This is a genomic window from Thermocatellispora tengchongensis (assembly GCF_014202315.1).
GTDB lineage: Bacteria > Actinomycetota > Actinomycetes > Streptosporangiales > Streptosporangiaceae > Thermocatellispora > Thermocatellispora tengchongensis.
Genome location: NZ_JACHGN010000008.1, coordinates 105,342 through 121,297, shown reverse-complemented (window position 1 = coordinate 121,297; position 15,956 = coordinate 105,342). Strand labels below are relative to the sequence as shown.

Below are 15,956 nucleotides of genomic sequence, written 5' to 3'. Positions count from 1 at the left end.
GATCACACCCCTTACGGTGACTTCGCCCCTTTTACGAGCTGTCGCACCTGTACCACATACAGCACCCCCGCCCACCAGTACAGGCCCGTTCCCCAGATGGCGAACGCCCACCCGACGATCCGCGCCGGGTCGGCGTACCAGCCGGTATGGGAGGCCAGGAACAGCAGCGGGAAGGCGTACAGCAGGTTGGCCGTGGCCGCCTTGCCCAGGAAGTGGACCGGCAGCGCCGGGCCGTACCCCAGCCTGCGCAGGATCGGTGGCACGATGACCACCAGCAGCAGGTCACGCAGCGGAATCGCCAGCGCCAGCCACCACGGGATGATCTCCCGCGCGGCCAGCCCGAAGAGCGTGGCCAGGATGTAGAGCCGATCGGCCAGCGGATCGAGCAACCGCCCCAGCCTGCTCGTCTGGTTCCAGGCCCGCGCCAGCTTGCCGTCCAGCCAGTCCGAGGCCCCGGCCAGCGCCAGCAACAGGATCGCCCACCCATCCGCCCGCGGCCCCAGCACCAGCCACAGGAACACCGGCACCCCGAGCAACCGCGCCAGACTCAACGCGTTCGGAATCGTCCAGATGCGATCCTCCGCCGATTTCACGCTCACGGTTGCGACCCTACTGTGCTTATTGCCCGTGCTCCGCACGGGCGGGCTGTGCTTATTGCCCGTGCTCCGCACGGGCGGGGCTTGGGCGCTTCCAGGGCCGTGTCTTCCCTCGTCGGTCGTGAACCCTCCTTCGTCGGGTTCACGCCCTCCTCAGTCCAGACACGGCCCGCGCCCAAGCCCCCACAACCCGCCCGGCACCCGTAGGGCCGTCACCCGCCCACCCCGACACCCGCAACCCCCTCCGCACCCGAAAGGCCGCCGCCCGTCCACCCCGACACCCGCAACCCCCTCCGCACCCGAAAGGCCGTCGCCCGCCCACCCCGGCACCCCCTCGACACCCGTAAGGCGGTCACCCATCCACCCCGGCACCCATGACCCCCTCCGCACCTGCGAGATCATCACCCGGCCACCTCACACCGGCGACCCCTCGCACCCGCGAGATCATCGTCCGCCCACGCGCTCACAACCCGCTGAGCACCCGCCAGAGACCTCCCATCCACGGCCCAAGACCGGACAGCCATCCCCTGCCACACCACCCGCCATCCCCCTGCCGATCACACAGCCCCGGCCCGCACTCCCCCATCCGCGGCCCGCCCCATCCCCCGATCCACCCGGACTCGCAAGGCCGTCACCCGGCCACTCCATACCCGCAACGCCTTGGCGCCTGCGAGGTCATCGCGCGTTCCGCTCACGCGTCCGCAGCCCGCCGGGCGCCCGCCAGGGACCTCCCGCCCACGGCCTCCACGCTGGACATCCAGCCCTCGCAGCACCACCCACCGTCCCCTGCCGGTCACACAGCCCTGGCCCGCACTCTCCCACCCACGGCCCCCGAGACCCCGATCACCCGGCACCGGCGACTCATCACCGCTCGGCTCATGCTCGCAACCCGCCGGGTGCCTGCCAGGGCCTCCCGCCCATGGCCTAAGACCAGCCCCGGGCCCTCACCACACCGGCCGGGAGTGTCCGCATCTTCTTTGCCAAGGCGGGTGGGGTAGGTGCCGGAACCCGCGGCAACGCCATACCCTCCCGCCACCTCCTCCCGGAGGGGGCATACGGGTGTGTCCGTGTTCGGGAGAATCCACCATTGCCCGGACACTCCCCACCGGCCGCCATTCTCCTGTCGCCGGCCTTGGGGGCGGGGTGGGTCAGGGGCGTTTCACGGGGCGGAAGGAGGCGTCCACCAGGCCGATGCGGTGGGCTACGACGGCGGCCTGGGTTCGGTTGCGGAGGCCGAGTTTGTCCATGGCGGAGCCCACGTGGGTCTTGACGGTGGTGACGCCGACGTTGAGGACGTCGGCGATCTCGGCGTTGGACAGGCCCGTGCCCACCAGGGCCAGGACCTCCAGTTCGCGTTCGGTGAGGGAGGCGGGGATGGGCTGGCTGGCCTGTTCCTCGGCGGCCAGGGCGCGTTCGACGACGCGACGCAGGACCGAGGGGGCGAGCAGGGGTTCGCCGGCGGCGGCCAGGCGGACGGCGTCGAGCATGCGTTCGGGCTCGTCGTCCTTGACCAGGAAGCCGAGCGCGCCGGCGCGGAGGGCGGCGTAGACGTTGGCGTCGTCGGCGAAGGTGGTCAGGACCACGATCCGGGCCGAGGGCCAGGACGCGAGGATGCGCCTGGTGGCCTCCAGGCCGTCCAGCTTGGGCATGCGCAGGTCCATCAGCAGCACGTCGGGGCGGTGCTGCTCGCACAGCCGCACGGCCTGCAGGCCGTCCACGGCCTCCGCGCAGACCTCCATTCGGCCGGTGGCCTCCAGGAGCATGCGCACCCCGGCGCGTACGAGGGCCTGGTCGTCGGCGACCAGTACGCGGATCAACGTCGTTCTCCCATGGTTCTGGTGATGCGGCAGGAGTCGCCGAGCAGGGGGCCCGGCGGGGTGTCGCCCAGGGGCAGGGTGGCGATCAGGGACCAGCCGCCGCCGGGGCGGGGGCGGGCGATGAGGGTGCCGCCGAGGGCGGCGGCGCGTTCGCGCATGCCGGGGATGCCCTGGCCGGAGGAGGGGAGGCCGGCCGGCGGAGCGGCGGGCGGGCCGTTGTCGACCTCGACCACCAGGCGGCGGCGTTCCAGGGCCAGGCGCACCTCGACGTCGGTGCCGGGGCCGGCGTGCTTGAGCACGTTGGTCAGCGCCTCCTGGACGATCCTGGCCGCCGAGGTGCTGACCACGAGCGGCGCGTGGGCGGTCTTGGGGTCCAGGTCGAGCTTGATCCGCAGGCCGGCGGCGGTCATCCGCTCCACCGCGTCCACGACCAGGTCGGCGGGCTCGGCGAGGGGCAGGTCATCCGGCGGGTCGGGGTCGCGCAGCACGTTGAGCAGGCCGCGCAGGTCCTCCAGCACCTGGTGGCCGGTGGCGCGGATGTCGGCGAGGGCGTCGGCGACCGGGCCGGGCGGCAGGGCGTACTGGGCGGCTCCGGCGCGCAGGACCATGGCGCCGACGTGGTGGGCCACGATGTCGTGCACGTCGCGGGCGATCCGCTCGCGCTCGGCCAGCCGGTCGGCCCGCATGCGGGCCGCGATGTGCTTTTCGGCCTCGCGAGTCATGGTGCGCTCCAGTTCGGCGGCGAGCCTGCGCCCGCGCAGGTAGCGGCCGATCACGACCGGCGTGGCCACCATGGTCATGAGCAGGAACGCCCGCCACGCCGTCACCTGGGAGGGGTGGTCCACCAGGGTGAGCGCGGTGACCCCGCAGGCGGCGAGGTAGACCACGCCGGTCCAGCCCCAGGAGGCGCGCATCGCGAAGACCGCGACGGTGACCATGAGCATGCCCTGGAGCGTGTCGGCGGCCTTCATGGCGTAGGAGTCGGCGACGAGCAGGATCAGCGCCTGGATCAGGAAGACCATGCCGGGCATGCGGCGTACGACGCCGAGGGACAGGCCGGCGAGGACGACGAGCAGGCCGTTGACCGACACCGGCAGCCCGCCGGTGTGCCATTCGCGCCAGGTGCCGAGCACCGACAGCGCCACGCCGCCGCCCGCGAGCAGCACGTCGGGGCCGAAGCCCTGGGCCTCGCCCTCGGGCAGGCGGCCCTCCGAGCCGCGCAGGTAGCGGCCGACGATCACCGGGACCAGCGCCGCGGCGGCCGAGTAGAACCAGCCCGGCGTGGTGAACGCCACACCGGGGTCGGCGATGTTGAGCGCGGTCGCGCCCGCGCCGCACAGCGCGGCGGGCGCGATCCAGCGCCACCTGCTCTGGTACGCCAGCGCGCCGAGCGCGATCGGCACCAGGATCTGCACGCTGTTGACGGTGTAGGCGCCGAGCTGGTCGGTGAGCACGAGCTGGCCCGACAGGTAGAAGCTCACCGGGCCCGGCCACCGGCGTACGAAGCCCATGGCGCCCCCGACCAGCACCGACAGGGTCAGCCCCAGCCACGCGGGCGCCGACGGCACGCCCCAGGACTCGAAGGAGACGAGCACGTCGAGCGCGATTCCGGCCACCGCCAGGACGATGTCCACGGCCACTCCGTACCTGCGCATGCTGGAACGGTATACGCCACCCCGCACTGCCCGTAGCCCGGCGAACCGTAACGGACCCCCCACAGGGGCGCCATAGCCCTCCAGGGGGGTGGCGTCTCCTCCAAGTGGCCGGAAGATCGGCCGCAAGACGGACGAGAGCACCCGCCCGAAGGCCGTACCTTCTGCACATGCCCAGCGACGCTTCACTCTTCATCGAGCAGTTCATGCGCGCCCCTGCCGTCGTCGGCGCGGTGGCGCCGAGCTCCCGGCGGCTCGCCGAGGCCGTGGCCGCGCCGGTGCCCGAGAAGGGCGAGCCGGTCGTGGTGGAGCTGGGCCCCGGGACGGGCCCGTTCACCGCGGAGATCCAGCGCCGCCTGGGCGGCCGGGGCCACCACCTGGCGGTGGAGATCAACGAGCGCATGGCGGCGCGGCTGGCCGCACGCTTCCCCCGCGTGGACGTCGTGACCGGCGACGCGGGCGAGCTGCCCGACATGCTGGCCGAGCGGGGCCTGCCGGCCGCCGATGTGGTGGTCAGCGGCCTGCCGTGGGCGGCGTTCTCGCAGGAGCGGCAGCGCCGCCTGCTCGGCGCGGTGACCGCCTCGATGGTCCCCGGCGCCGCGTTCACCACCTTCGCGTACGTCCACGCGATGCCGCTGGCGACCGCCCGCAGGTTCCGGCGGCTGCTGCACGAGGTGTTCGAGGAGGTCGTGCCGAGCAGGACCGTGTGGCGCAACCTGCCGCCGGCCTTCGTCTACAACGCGCGCCGCCCGAGGGTGTAGCCGGGTCAGGCGAAGCGCGGGGGCCGCTTCTCGCGCAGGGCGCTCAGCCCTTCGGCCGCGTCGGGGCCGGTGAAGCCGAGGAACTCCAGCGCCAGGGAGGCGTCGAAGGAGGGGCCGGCCTGGCGCAGCCAGTTGTTCAGGGCGTACTTCGTCAGCCTGATCGCCTCCGCCGAGCCCTGGGCGAGGCGGGTGGCGATCTCGATCGCGCGCTCGTGCACCTGGTCGTCCTCGACGCACAGGCTGACCAGGCCCATGCGCTCGGCCTGCTCGCCGCTGACCGGCTCGCACAGCAGCAGGTGGTACTTGGCCTTGGCCAGGCCGCACAGCAGCGGCCAGATGATCGCGGCGTGGTCGCCGGCGGCCACGCCGAGCCGGGTGTGCCCGTCGATGATCCGCGCCGTGCGCCCGGCGACGCTGATGTCGGCGAGCAGGGCGACGGCGAGCCCGGCCCCGACGGCGGGGCCCTGGAGGGCCGAGACGACGGGCTTGGCGCAGTTGACCAGGTTGTAGACGATGTCGCGAGCCTCGGTGAGCACCCGCATGCGGGTGGCGTGGTCGCGCGTCATCTCCTCGATCATGGACAGGTCGCCGCCGGCCGAGAACGCCTCACCGTCGCCCCGTACGACCACCGCGCGCACCTCGTCGTCGCGGTCGATCTCGCGCCAGATCTCCGCCAGCTCCCGGTGGCCCACCGTGTCGACGGCGTTCAGCCGCCTCGGCTCGCTGATGACGACCCGTAGCACCCCGTCGGCGACCCGGTCGATCCGCAGCCGCTCGTATCCCGCGTACTCGCCCATTCCCGAACGATAACCCCGGATCAGGGGCGGGCGGCCTCGACGAACGCCTCGAACAGGCGGTTGTCGTCGCCGCGCTCGGGGTGCCACTGCACGCCCACGCCGAACCGGTGGCCCTGCAGCTCGATCGCCTCCACGATCTGGTCGTCGGCCCAGGCCACGGCCAGCAGGCCGGTGCCGAGCCGCTTGACGGCCTGCCGGTGCGGCGCGATCACCTCGACGTGGTCGCCGACGGCCTTGCCCAGCTTGCTGGACACGCTCACCTGGATCGCGTGCGGGACCCCGGGCTCGTGGTGCCGGTCGTGCCCGACGACCTCGGGCAGCCAGGGGATCAGCGCGCCGCCCTGGGCGACGTTCAGCACGTGCATGCCGCGGGCGATGGCCAGGATCGGCAGGTCGGCCTGTACGGCGGCGCGGGCGAGGGCCAGCTCGAACCGGTCGCGGTGCGGCTGCGGGGCCTCCACCCTCTCGTCCTGCTCGGCGCCGTAGAGGGTGGCGTCGAGCTCCACCCCACCGGCCAGCACCAGCCCGGACAGGCCGCGCATGTAGTCGCCGATCACGTCCAGGCGGATGGGCGGCAGCACGACCGCGGCCCCGCCCGCCTTCTCCACGGCCTTGGCGTACGCCGGCGGCGACAGGACCGCCTCACGGACCCAGGAGCCCCAGCGGGCGGCTTCGAGATAGGAGGTGATTCCGATCAGCGGTCGGGTCATGCGTTCTCCCCAGGTGGCATGCGCGGAGTCGTACCACCCTGCCTCGGGCGACACCCACCCCATTTCCAGCGGCGGTCCCATCATGGCGCACTCCATTTCCGTTATGTCATGGATCTCGGGTTTCCGTTTCGTAGCATTTGCAAGCGTTGGCCGCGTTAGGGTGCGCTGTGCACGCCGGTCGAGGCGGCCAAGTCGTGTTGGTCGCGTTGGCGCAGGTCGGTTGCCGCAGGGCGCGCGTCGCGTTCCCAGTGGACACGACCAGGATCACGAGCAACACCTCACCGGCAGGGCGCACCCCACCACTACCGGCCGTGACCACCTCACCCACTGGGCGCGCCCACACCGGCTACCGATTCAACCCACTAGAAGACTCGGAAACGATCAAGACTCCCGAGTGGCCCTGGATCCGGGGCCAGTAGAGTTGATGAGTGGCCCTCCGCCCGCATTCGCCCAGGGCGGCGGGGCGCGGGCGGGTCTGGTTTGTGGCTCAGACGGGCCCGCCCGACCTGCGACTCAGCTCCGCCGCGACGCCTCCAGGCGTCAGCGTTGCCGGGCGACCGCCGGTTCCCGGATTCCGGTGGACCGGACTCTCCGACCGGTGGACGCTGGATGCGTGTTCGGGACCGAGCAGTTCTATTCGACGGCCGCCCAGGTTCTACCGACGCTACTGGTCGCGATCGCGGTCGAGGGGGGCTTGCTGACGCCGGAGCGTACTGATCGTCGGCGTGGGTAGCCTGGCGGACCCGTCCGGGAAGGACGGGCGCCGCTGTCGTCAGGTGATCACGGCTAGTTCGAGGGCGTAGGACGGCGGTCTTGTGACGCGGATCACACTGTGGTCCCATGAGGACGAAACCGGAGACAAGGGGCCTCATGACCGATCAGCCGTTCCAGCCTGCGCAGAGCGTACGCACGCAGGCGGGCAGCCGCGTGCCGTATCCGGAGGTCGCCGGCCCGCGCGGGCAGGGGTTCCAGGTGCTGAGCCTGGACCTCAACTTCGCGTCCGGGCTGGTCGTCCAGGAGAACCAGCCCGACTCCGACGCCTCGGAGTCGGGCGAGCCGGGGGACGAGGCCCCCGAACTGCCGTCCCACGCGATCGGCTCTTTTGGGGTCGACTTCGACGCGACCGTGCGGTTCGCCGGGAACGAGGCGTGGAAGATCGGCTGGGTGCAGACCGTCGAGTCGGCCGACTTCTGGGTGCTCTACCGCAGCGGCGCGCGCGCCGCCCGGCACCGCACGAGGCTGCCGCAGCGCATGCGGGACAGCGACACCCTCAAGGGCTGCTGGTACGGGGACGAGTCGCGCGAGAAGGCCGACCCAAACAACCCCGTCAACATCCGATTGATGGACGATCCGGTGGTCCCCTTCCACCACCCCTCCCACACCGGCGGGCCCGGCCTGGAAGCTCTGGTCGGCTGGGCGCCGGCCGGGTGCGGCGGGGAGAAGGAGTTCTGGACGTGGCTGGTCGCCGTCCGGGAGGGCGCCAACCACCAGCCGGTGGACGTGGTCTACCTTCACCACATCCACTGGAAGGTCGTGTTCGACTGCGTGATCCACGGCGACGCCGGCACGCCGACCGCGACCGTCCCCGCCGCGTCCGGGGTGGTCCTGCTCGGCGAGGGCGTCGGGCAGGGCGGGGCGACGCCCGTCCTCGGCGGGAGCGGGGTCCTCCCGCGGGACGAGGTCAACCAGGTGGAGCACCTGCCCGACCGCGAATAGCGGTGATGCTCGGTCCGCGATGTTGGTGAGGGCAGGGCCGCTCCTGTCGTAGATCGAGCTATTGATGGACGGCCCAGCCGGCTCCTTCGCTTCGGCTAGGTCCAGCTCGTCCAACAGGATCTCCGTGTCGTTCAGGACGCAGGTCGGAAGTGCGTAATCAGTGTTAGGGCCGGCGGGCAGGATGCGCTGGGGCCGGGCGTCTCAGAACTCTGTTTTCGAATCGACCTTCGCCTCCTCCCGTATCTGCTGCTCGGTCGTACCACGCACACCCACCAATATCGCGCCTCTGAGATCTTCGGTGGTCGTGATCTCTTTGCGCTCGGCCGCAGTCAGGGGTGTCGTCTCGCCGGCCAGGTGGCGGGCACGCCGGTGCGGGAACACCGAGCGGGCCCAGACTCAGCCGCGATTACCCCTGATTACGCCAGGTCGCGCTGAATCGCGGAGTGGCACCCGCTGGCAGGGCGCCTCCCCTTAGCCACGTTGCCGCGCGGCAACCAACGGATCACGCCGGAACGCGATGGCCTGCCCGAAGGCAGGCCCCTGCCGCTCTACCGCCATCAGGCGAGTGCTGAGACCTGTCAGACGCCGCCACCGAGGACGCGAAAGCTGAATGTTTACCGCAGCACGGGCCGCCGCGGATTCTCCTCAGGGCATGAAAGAGCCGAACCGCTCCGGCCGCCACAAAGGACAACGATGACCATCCTGGTGCCGACAGGCGACATCGACCAGCCGCAACACCTGTTCGTCCCGTACTTGACCTGGGTGCAGGAGACAACCCCACCTAACAGGCAGCTTCTCATCACCTACACGGGAGTGATCGCACTCAGGCCGCCCTTCAACGTGGGAGGTCACCTAGCCGTGGATGAGGTGGTGTCCTACGTGCCGTACTCGGACGGAACGCTGCAGACGTTCAGCGACCTGCCGATCCAGCGCCTGCAAGGCACAGCCGTGGCGTCGCTGGGAGCCTGGCACGTCTTCCCCGACAGTGACGCCCTGGAAGCCACAGACCGAGCTCGCGTGGAGATCAGTGAACCGCAAAGCCAGCTCCAGGGGAAGCCGAGGGTCCTGCTCCTTCGCATCGACGTCGGCGGCCTGCACGGCAAGCTCCTTCGCATCCCCTATCAGGTGATGGTCAGGATCAGAGCAGAGCTGGACGGGGAGAACCACGACAGCCAGGAGGGCATCGAGGCCATCCATAGCGTCTTCAACCTGGAGACGAGTGTCGAGCCCGGGAACAACCTGCCAGAGGTGTGAGGACCTACCAGGGCGGCTCCCAAGGACGGCACCCACACCCGGGCACCGCGCCACCAGCCTACCCGGGCCCCCTCCCCACCACCGGCGAAGCGACCACCTCCTCCGGCACATCCGCCACCAGCCCGAGCTGCCCCGCCCCGATGAACCGCCGCGTCACCAACAACCCCGCCTCATGCGCCTCCTCGCCGGCGCTGCTCGCGCACGCGTCCACGATCACCCACGGCGTCAGGTCCAGCCCGAACGCCCCCAGCGCCGTCGCCGGCACACACGACTCGGTCGCGATCCCGCACACGTACAGGTCCCGCCACCCCCGCTCCTCCACCAGCGCCGCCCCGGCCCGGTCGGCGAACAACCCGTACCCCCGCTTGTCCACCACGTGGGCCCGCTCGGCGTACGGCACCGGCTCCTCCACGATGTCAATGGCCGGGGAGGTCATGCACTCCGACCAGCGCACAGCCGCTCGAACGGCGAGCCGGGGTAGTTGATGTGGCCCGCCCAGGAGAGACAAGAAGCTTGATCATTTGCGGGGTGTTCCCGTTCGCCTTAGCGCGTCGGGAGTCAGGACTGGGCCACCGCGCGGCGGCCCCGCTTATGCCGGTTTGCTGGTTTCGTCCTGGCCAAATCTCCCACCGGACCACGGCTTGACCGATCAGGCGATCATGATCTCCAGTGCGCCGCAACGACACTTCCCCCTCATCCGTCACAGGCGCTCTCGCACCTCACACGCCCGGTCACGTACCGCGATCGGGGCGTCCGGGCGCCTGCTCGGGCTGCCGGGCGGGGTCCGGCGGGCCGCAAATCGCGGTTGGGGACACTTCGGGGCGGGGCTGACCGGGGGTTCCGGGATCGGTAAATAGCGGAGCCAACGAACGCGATTATTTTTCGCTTTAGCCTCGATTATGGGGAACCGGCAATGACGATCTGATCACGGATAGTTCGCTTACCCGTCTGATCACGGCAAAACGGTTGTGTCACCCAGGCGGTGGTGGAAGACTCAAATTCGAGCGATCGGACGAGCCGGGGCCGCCGGCGCTCGTTACCCGGAGCCGTCAGGGAGGTGGATCAAGGCGATCGGAAGTCATTCCGATTGATTAGGGTTGGTTTTCAGCAAATGTCAGTGAATCCGCGGCTCATCAAAGAGAGTTTCGCGCTCGTCGAACCGGTCGCGGCCCAGGCCGCGGCGTACTTCTACGGGCGGCTCTTCGCCGAGAGCCCCCATCTGCGCGGCATGTTCCCGCCCGCGCTGGACGTGCAGCGCGACCGGCTCTTCGGCGCGCTGACCCGCATCGTGTGGAGCCTGGACAGCCCCGACGGCCTGGCGGCCTACCTCGGCCAGCTCGGCCGCGACCACCGCAAGTACGGGGTGCTGGCCGAGCACTACACGGCCGTGGGCAACGCGCTGCTCGCCACCGTCAGGCGGTTCGCGGCCGAGATCTGGACCAGCGAGATCGAGGCCGCCTGGGTCGCCGCCTACACCGCCGCCGCCAACATCATGATCGACGCGGCCGAGTCGGACTCGGGGGTGTCCCCGGCGTGGTGGCTCGCCGAGGTGATCGACCACGACCGGCGTACCGAGGACATCGCGGTGCTCACGCTGCGGCCCGCGCAGCCGCTGCCGTTCACGGCCGGGCAGTACGTCAACGTCCAGACGGCGCGCTGGCCGCGCGTGTGGCGCACCTTCTCCATCGCCAACGCGCCCCGGGCGGACAACACGATCAGCCTGCACGTGCGCGCGGTGCCGGGCGGCTGGGTGTCCACGGCGCTGGTCCGGCACACCCGCATCGGCGACACGCTGATGCTGGGCCCGCCCATGGGCACCATGGCACCACCCGCCGGCGACCGCGACATCCTCGCCGTGGCGGGCGGGACCGGGCTGGCCCCGCTGAAGGCGATCGTCGAGGACGTCATCGCCTCCGGCCGCCGCCCGAACATCCACCTGCTGTTCGGCGCGCGGCGGGAGCGGGAGCTGTACGACCTGCCCGACCTGGCGCGGCTGGAGTCGTCGTGGCCGTGGCTGCGGGTGCTGCCGGTGGTCTCCGACGAGCCCGGGTACGCCGGGATGCGCGGCAGCCTGCCGGACGTGATGGGGCGCTTCCACTCCTGGGGCGAGCACGTGGCGTACGTGTGCGGCCCGCCCGCGATGGTGGAGGAGGCCGTGCGGCGGCTGCGCGCCGACGGGGTGCCGCTCTCGCGCATCCACCACGACACCCTTCGGCCGGAGCCGCCCTGCGGGGAACCGCGCGAGCCGCGCCCGGCGTACTCGCGCTGCCCCTCCCCCGCCCCCGGGCGGTGAGGGCTACTCCCCGGCCCAGGCCCGCAGCGCGGCGGCCGTGGCCTCGTCGTTCGGCCAGAACATCTCGATGGCCAGCTCGGAGACCGTGACGTCCACGGGGGTGCCGAACGCGGCGATCGTGGTGAACAGCGACAGCACCGCGTCGCCGTGCCGGACCCGCAGCGGCACCAGGATGTCGGCGGCGCCGGGCAGGCGGGCGACGTTGACGTCCACGCCGGGGTAGCGGTAGGCGGCGATCTCGTCGTGCAGCTCGGCGAGCACGCCGTCGCCGGACGCGTCGGCCTGCCGCCTGAGGTTGTACAGCAGCGACGCGCGCACCTCGGGCAGGTTGACCATGCGCGCGGCCAGGCCGTCGGGGTGCAGCGACAGCCGCATGACATTGATCGGGGGCTCCAGCAGGTGGTCCGGCATGCCCTCCAGGAACAGGCCCGCGGCGCGGTTGGCCGCCACGAGGTGCCAGCCCCGGTCCACCACCAGCGCCGGGTACGGCTCGTGCCCGGCCAGGATCTTATCCAGGGCCGCGCGCACCGCGCCCATCTCCGGCGCGTCCACCGGGCGCTCCCGGTAGGCCGGGGCGAAGCCGGCCGCCACCAGCAGCCGGTTGCGGTGCCGCAGCGGCACGCCCAGGTTATCGGCCAGCCGCATCACCATCTCGCGGCTGGGCCGCGCCCGCCCGGTCTCCAGGAAGCTGATGTGCCGCGCCGACACCCCGGCCGCGATGGCCAGGTCGAGCTGGCTCACCCTGCGCCGTTGCCGCCAGCTCCGCAACAGCTCCCCGATCGGCGCCTCGCGCTCGTCCCGTTCCGCAGTTCCCCGCATGCCCCGCACGCTACCGGGCGGCGGGGAAGCGTTGCGATTACCCCCCGGGTAATCGGCGCCGGCACGCGCGCCCTCTCCGGGCCTGCCGGATACCCCGGTTTGGCGTGGGACGAAATCAGCCTGAGCCGGGCCGTATACCTCAATATTTACGACCATCAGGGCGAACCGCAGGCACAAATCCGCCAGAGAGCGGCCGTCAGGTTTCCAACGTGACACCATGGGGCCCATCCGCGCGCAGCGGCCGAACGTGACCCCCGCAGACGGCGAGACCTGGGAGAAGGTGCTGTGAGCGAGCCACCCGACGAGCACACCAGCGCTGCGCCCGCGGCTCCGGCACAGGAGGGGCTGTGAGGACATGTCCAGACCGGTCACGCTGGTGACGTTCGTGCTGCCGGCCACGCTGCGCCACTGGGTGCGCGGGGCGGGCGAGGTGCGGGTCTTCGCGGTGGCGCCGGCCGAGGGCGGCCATCCCACGCTGGGCTCCGCCCTGGACCGGCTGCGGCGTACGCACCCGTGCCTGGAGCGGCGGCTGCGCGACGACCACGGCCGCATCCGCGGGCACATCACCATGTTCGTCTGCGGCGAGAACGCCCGCCGCCTCGGCGGCCTGGACTGCCGGCTGCCCCCCGGGGCCGAGATCTACGTGCTGCCGGCGCTGCCGTCCTGACCCCCGGCTACCGCCCTCCCTATGGCGAGACGCGGCCGTTGGCGACGAAGGCGGCGTGGGTGATGGGCATCAGCCCGGCCCACAGCGCCTCCATCTTCTCCGCGACCATCTCGATCTCGCGTTGCGGGAAGGAGGGCACCTTGGCGTCCTCGCTCTTGGTGCGCAGCGACAGGAAGTGCATCAGCGAGCGGGCGTTGCAGGTGGCGTACATGGTGCTGAACAGCCCGACGGGCAGCACGGCGCGCGCCACCTCGCGGGCGACCCCGGCCTCCAGCATCTCGCGGTAGGCGGAGTACGCCTGCCGGTAGGCGCCCTCCATGGCCTCCAGCACCACCTTGCGCTGCCCCGGCGTGCCCTCGACGAAGACGTACCGGCCCGGCTTGCCCTCCTGCACCAGCTTGCGCTCGGGACCCGGGACGTAGAAGACCGGGCGCAGCTCGCGGTAGCGCCCGCTCTCCTCGTTGTAGGACCAGCCGGTCCTGTGCCGGTGGAACTCGCGGAAGACGAAGATCGGCGCGCTGATGAAGAAGGTCATCGAGTTGTGCTCGAACGGACTGCCGTGCCGGTCGCGCATCAGGAAGTTGATCAGCCCGCGCGACCGCTCGGGGTCCTTGTGCAGCTCCTCCAGCGACTGCTCGCCGGCGGTGGAGACCCGGGCCGCGAACAGCACGTCGGCGTCGGACGCGCTGTGCTTGACCAGCTCCACCGTCACGTCGTCCAGCAGCCGCACCTCGTCCTCGATCACGTCCCGGCCTCCCCCCGTTCAAACGACCCGACCAGCCTAGACGAGCGTGCCCGGCGTCTGGTCCGCGATCGCGGGCGACCGTGGCCGATTCCCAGGTGATGTCGCGGCTTCCCAGGTGATGTCGCGGCTTCCTAGGTGATGTCGCGGCGCAGCGTCGTCAGCGACGCCACGGCCGCGAACAGCAGCGCGTACGCCACCAGCACCGCCGCGCCGCCCCAGGCGGGCAGCAGGTCGAACTCGCCGAGGCCGGTGTTCACGTTGACGTTGATCAGGGCATTGGACGCGCCTCCCGGGGTCCACTTGCCGACCGTACGCAGCGCGGGCACCACGGCCAGGATCGCCTCCACCACGAACACCCACGCGACACCGGCCATGATCGCGCCGATCTGGTTGCGGATCAGCGCGCCGAGCCCGATGCCGAACAGCGCGTACAGCGCGACCGAGGCGAGGACGCCGCCCGCGATGCGCGGGATGCCGTGGTCGGTCAGGGTGACCTCGCCGCCCGACAGGCTCACGGCGGGGATCACGACGACGGCGGTCAGCGCCAGCGTGGCCAGGCCGAACAGCACGCCCACGACCAGGCCGGCCAGCAGCTTGGCCGTCACCACCCGGCCGCGGCGCGGCGTGGTGAGGAAGGTGCCGGTGATGGTCTGGTAGCGGTACTCGGCGGTGACCATCACGATGCCGAGGATCATCACGAACAGCGTGGCCGCGGAACCGGAGGACCAGGCGAGCTGCTGGTACTCGGGGGTGTCGCGCCCCGGGCTCGCCGGCACGCCGGGGCTGCCGGACACGCCCGCGAAGGCGGTGACCAGGACCAGCACGAAGCCGCTGTAGAGCAGGGCCGAGATCAGCATGACCCACCACAGCCGGGTGGTGAACAGCTTCTGCAGCTCGGCGCGGACCAGTGCGACCATCAGGCGTCACCTCCCGAAGTGGAGCGGGGCTGCGGCCACTCCACCTGCGGCCGGGGTTCTCCGGCCGAGCCGTTCTGCGCGGAGCCGGTCAGCTCCAGGAAGACCTTCTGCAGGTCGGAGCGCTCCTGGACCATCTCGCTGACCAGAATGCGCTCGTCCAGGGCGATCCGGCCCACGGCCTCGCGGTCCAGGCCCCGCACGCGCAGCACGCCGTCGCCCAGGCGCTCGGCCCGGCCGCCCTCGCGCTCCACGGCCGCGGCCAGCTTCTCGTCCTCGTCGGCCCGCACGCGTACGCCGTGGTCGCCGTTGGCGGTCAGGTCGGCCAGCGCGCCCTGGTGCACCAGGCGCCCGCCGGCGATGATCACCACGTTGTCCACGGTCTGCTCGACCTCCGACAGCACGTGGCTGGAGACGAGCACGGCCGCCCCCTTCTCGTGCGCGAGGTGGCGCAGGAAGCCGCGCAGCCACTGGATGCCCGCCGGGTCGAGCCCGTTGGCGGGCTCGTCCAGGATGAACACCTTCGGCCGGCCGATCAGCGCGGTGGCCAGGGCCAGGCGCTGGCGCATGCCCAGGCTGAACCCGGCGACCCGCTTGTTCGCGACGTCGGCCAGGCCGACCTGGGCGAGCGCGTCGTCGGCCCGGTCGGCGGGCAGCCCCGCGGCCGTGCACATGACGCGCAGGTGGTTGCGGGCGCTGCGCCCGGGGTGGAAGTTGGTCGCCTCCAGCACCGCGCCGACCTCGGTGAGCGGGTGGTCGAGCTCGGCGTAGCGGTGACCGTTGACGAGAGCGGTGCCGCCGTCGGCGGCGACGAGCCCGAGCAGGCACCGCAGGGTGGTGGTCTTGCCCGCGCCGTTGGGACCGAGATACCCGGTCACCGTGCCGGACTCCACCGTGAATGAAACGTCGTTGACCGCCTTTACCGGCCCGAACGACTTGAATAGGTTTCGGATTTCGATGGCAGACATCGCCCCGATTATTGACCCGTAAAGGGGGGGTCACCTCCTACCAGAGAACGAGATCCCATAACAGGAAATGCATGACTATTGCCTGCCCTGGGGCGGGCGGGGCGCCGATGGGGACCACGACGCCGCTGCCCTGGGGGAGCCAGGCCAGCCGCGGGCGTGGGAGGGGGAGCCGGGCCGGACGCGGGAGGGGAGCAGGGCCGGGCGCGGGGGGCCGGGCCAGGCGGGGGGCCGGGCCGGGCGCGGGGGG

The 15,956-nt window shown here is 71.5% G+C and carries 15 protein-coding genes; 5 read left to right on the top strand and 10 right to left on the bottom strand.

The features are described 5' to 3' along the window. Positions 1-11: 11 nt before the first annotated feature. The 3 genes from clsA to HNP84_RS19885 all read right to left on the bottom strand — a co-directional run bounded on the left by clsA (position 12) and on the right by HNP84_RS19885 (position 4,068). Positions 12-599 (bottom strand): cardiolipin synthase ClsA, encoded by a 588-nt coding sequence (gene clsA / locus HNP84_RS19895; RefSeq protein ID WP_185051266.1) that lies wholly within the window; start codon positions 597-599, stop codon positions 12-14. 1,145 nt (positions 600-1,744) lie between these two features. After that, on the bottom strand, positions 1,745-2,413 hold the full coding sequence (locus HNP84_RS19890) for a response regulator (protein WP_185051265.1): 669 nt from the start codon (positions 2,411-2,413) through the stop codon (positions 1,745-1,747). Next, the gene (locus tag HNP84_RS19885; protein ID WP_246518397.1) at positions 2,410-4,068 is read right to left on the bottom strand and encodes a sensor histidine kinase; all 1,659 of its coding nucleotides are present in this window, start codon (positions 4,066-4,068) and stop codon (positions 2,410-2,412) included. Before HNP84_RS19885 ends, HNP84_RS19890 begins: the two co-directional genes overlap by 4 nt. A 167-nt stretch (positions 4,069-4,235) precedes the next feature. Here HNP84_RS19885 and HNP84_RS19880 point away from each other — a divergent pair, with 167 nt between their 5' ends. After that, positions 4,236-4,826 carry a class I SAM-dependent methyltransferase gene (locus tag HNP84_RS19880; protein WP_185051264.1) on the top strand — a complete coding sequence of 197 codons (591 nt, stop codon included), beginning with the start codon at positions 4,236-4,238 and terminating at the stop codon, positions 4,824-4,826. A gap of 5 nt (positions 4,827-4,831) precedes the next feature. Here HNP84_RS19880 and HNP84_RS19875 read toward each other — a convergent pair whose 3' ends face one another. Together HNP84_RS19875 and HNP84_RS19870 are read right to left on the bottom strand one after the other, a co-directional pair. Beyond that, positions 4,832-5,623 (bottom strand): enoyl-CoA hydratase/isomerase family protein, encoded by a 792-nt coding sequence (locus tag HNP84_RS19875; RefSeq protein ID WP_185051263.1) that lies wholly within the window; start codon positions 5,621-5,623, stop codon positions 4,832-4,834. Positions 5,624-5,643: 20 nt separating this feature from the next. Next, positions 5,644-6,333 carry a gamma-glutamyl-gamma-aminobutyrate hydrolase family protein gene (locus HNP84_RS19870; RefSeq protein ID WP_185051262.1) on the bottom strand — a complete coding sequence of 230 codons (690 nt, stop codon included), beginning with the start codon at positions 6,331-6,333 and terminating at the stop codon, positions 5,644-5,646. An 870-nt stretch (positions 6,334-7,203) separates the two neighbouring features. On the opposite strand from HNP84_RS19870, the gene HNP84_RS19865 reads away from it, so the two are divergent. Both HNP84_RS19865 and HNP84_RS19860 read left to right on the top strand, forming a co-directional pair. Then, positions 7,204-8,049, top strand: coding sequence for a hypothetical protein (locus HNP84_RS19865; RefSeq protein WP_185051261.1), 846 nt, complete (start codon positions 7,204-7,206; stop codon positions 8,047-8,049). Between the two features lie 693 nt (positions 8,050-8,742). Continuing rightward, on the top strand, positions 8,743-9,303 hold the full coding sequence (locus tag HNP84_RS19860; protein WP_185051260.1) for a hypothetical protein: 561 nt from the start codon (positions 8,743-8,745) through the stop codon (positions 9,301-9,303). Positions 9,304-9,361: 58 nt separating this feature from the next. On the opposite strand, the gene HNP84_RS19855 is transcribed toward HNP84_RS19860, so the two are convergent. After that, on the bottom strand, positions 9,362-9,739 hold the full coding sequence (locus HNP84_RS19855; protein WP_185051259.1) for an isochorismatase family protein: 378 nt from the start codon (positions 9,737-9,739) through the stop codon (positions 9,362-9,364). 675 nt (positions 9,740-10,414) lie between these two features. On the opposite strand from HNP84_RS19855, the gene HNP84_RS19850 reads away from it, so the two are divergent. Beyond that, the gene (locus HNP84_RS19850; RefSeq protein ID WP_185051258.1) at positions 10,415-11,596 is read left to right on the top strand and encodes a globin domain-containing protein; all 1,182 of its coding nucleotides are present in this window, start codon (positions 10,415-10,417) and stop codon (positions 11,594-11,596) included. A gap of 3 nt (positions 11,597-11,599) precedes the next feature. Here HNP84_RS19850 and HNP84_RS19845 read toward each other — a convergent pair whose 3' ends face one another. Then, positions 11,600-12,415, bottom strand: coding sequence for a helix-turn-helix domain-containing protein (locus HNP84_RS19845; protein WP_185051257.1), 816 nt, complete (start codon positions 12,413-12,415; stop codon positions 11,600-11,602). Positions 12,416-12,770: 355 nt separating this feature from the next. On the opposite strand from HNP84_RS19845, the gene HNP84_RS19840 reads away from it, so the two are divergent. Further along, the gene (locus HNP84_RS19840; protein ID WP_185051256.1) at positions 12,771-13,082 is read left to right on the top strand and encodes a ubiquitin family protein; all 312 of its coding nucleotides are present in this window, start codon (positions 12,771-12,773) and stop codon (positions 13,080-13,082) included. Between the two features lie 19 nt (positions 13,083-13,101). Here HNP84_RS19840 and thyX read toward each other — a convergent pair whose 3' ends face one another. The 3 genes from thyX to HNP84_RS19825 form a co-directional block, all read right to left on the bottom strand. Continuing rightward, positions 13,102-13,827, bottom strand: coding sequence for an FAD-dependent thymidylate synthase (gene thyX, locus HNP84_RS19835; protein ID WP_185051255.1), 726 nt, complete (start codon positions 13,825-13,827; stop codon positions 13,102-13,104). Between the two features lie 131 nt (positions 13,828-13,958). Further along, the gene (locus HNP84_RS19830) at positions 13,959-14,744 is read right to left on the bottom strand and encodes an ABC transporter permease (protein ID WP_185051254.1); all 786 of its coding nucleotides are present in this window, start codon (positions 14,742-14,744) and stop codon (positions 13,959-13,961) included. Continuing rightward, entirely contained in the window at positions 14,744-15,619 is an 876-nt protein-coding gene (locus HNP84_RS19825; RefSeq protein ID WP_425585917.1) for an ABC transporter ATP-binding protein, read from the bottom strand. Before HNP84_RS19825 ends, HNP84_RS19830 begins: the two co-directional genes overlap by 1 nt. Positions 15,620-15,956: the final 337 nt, after the last annotated feature.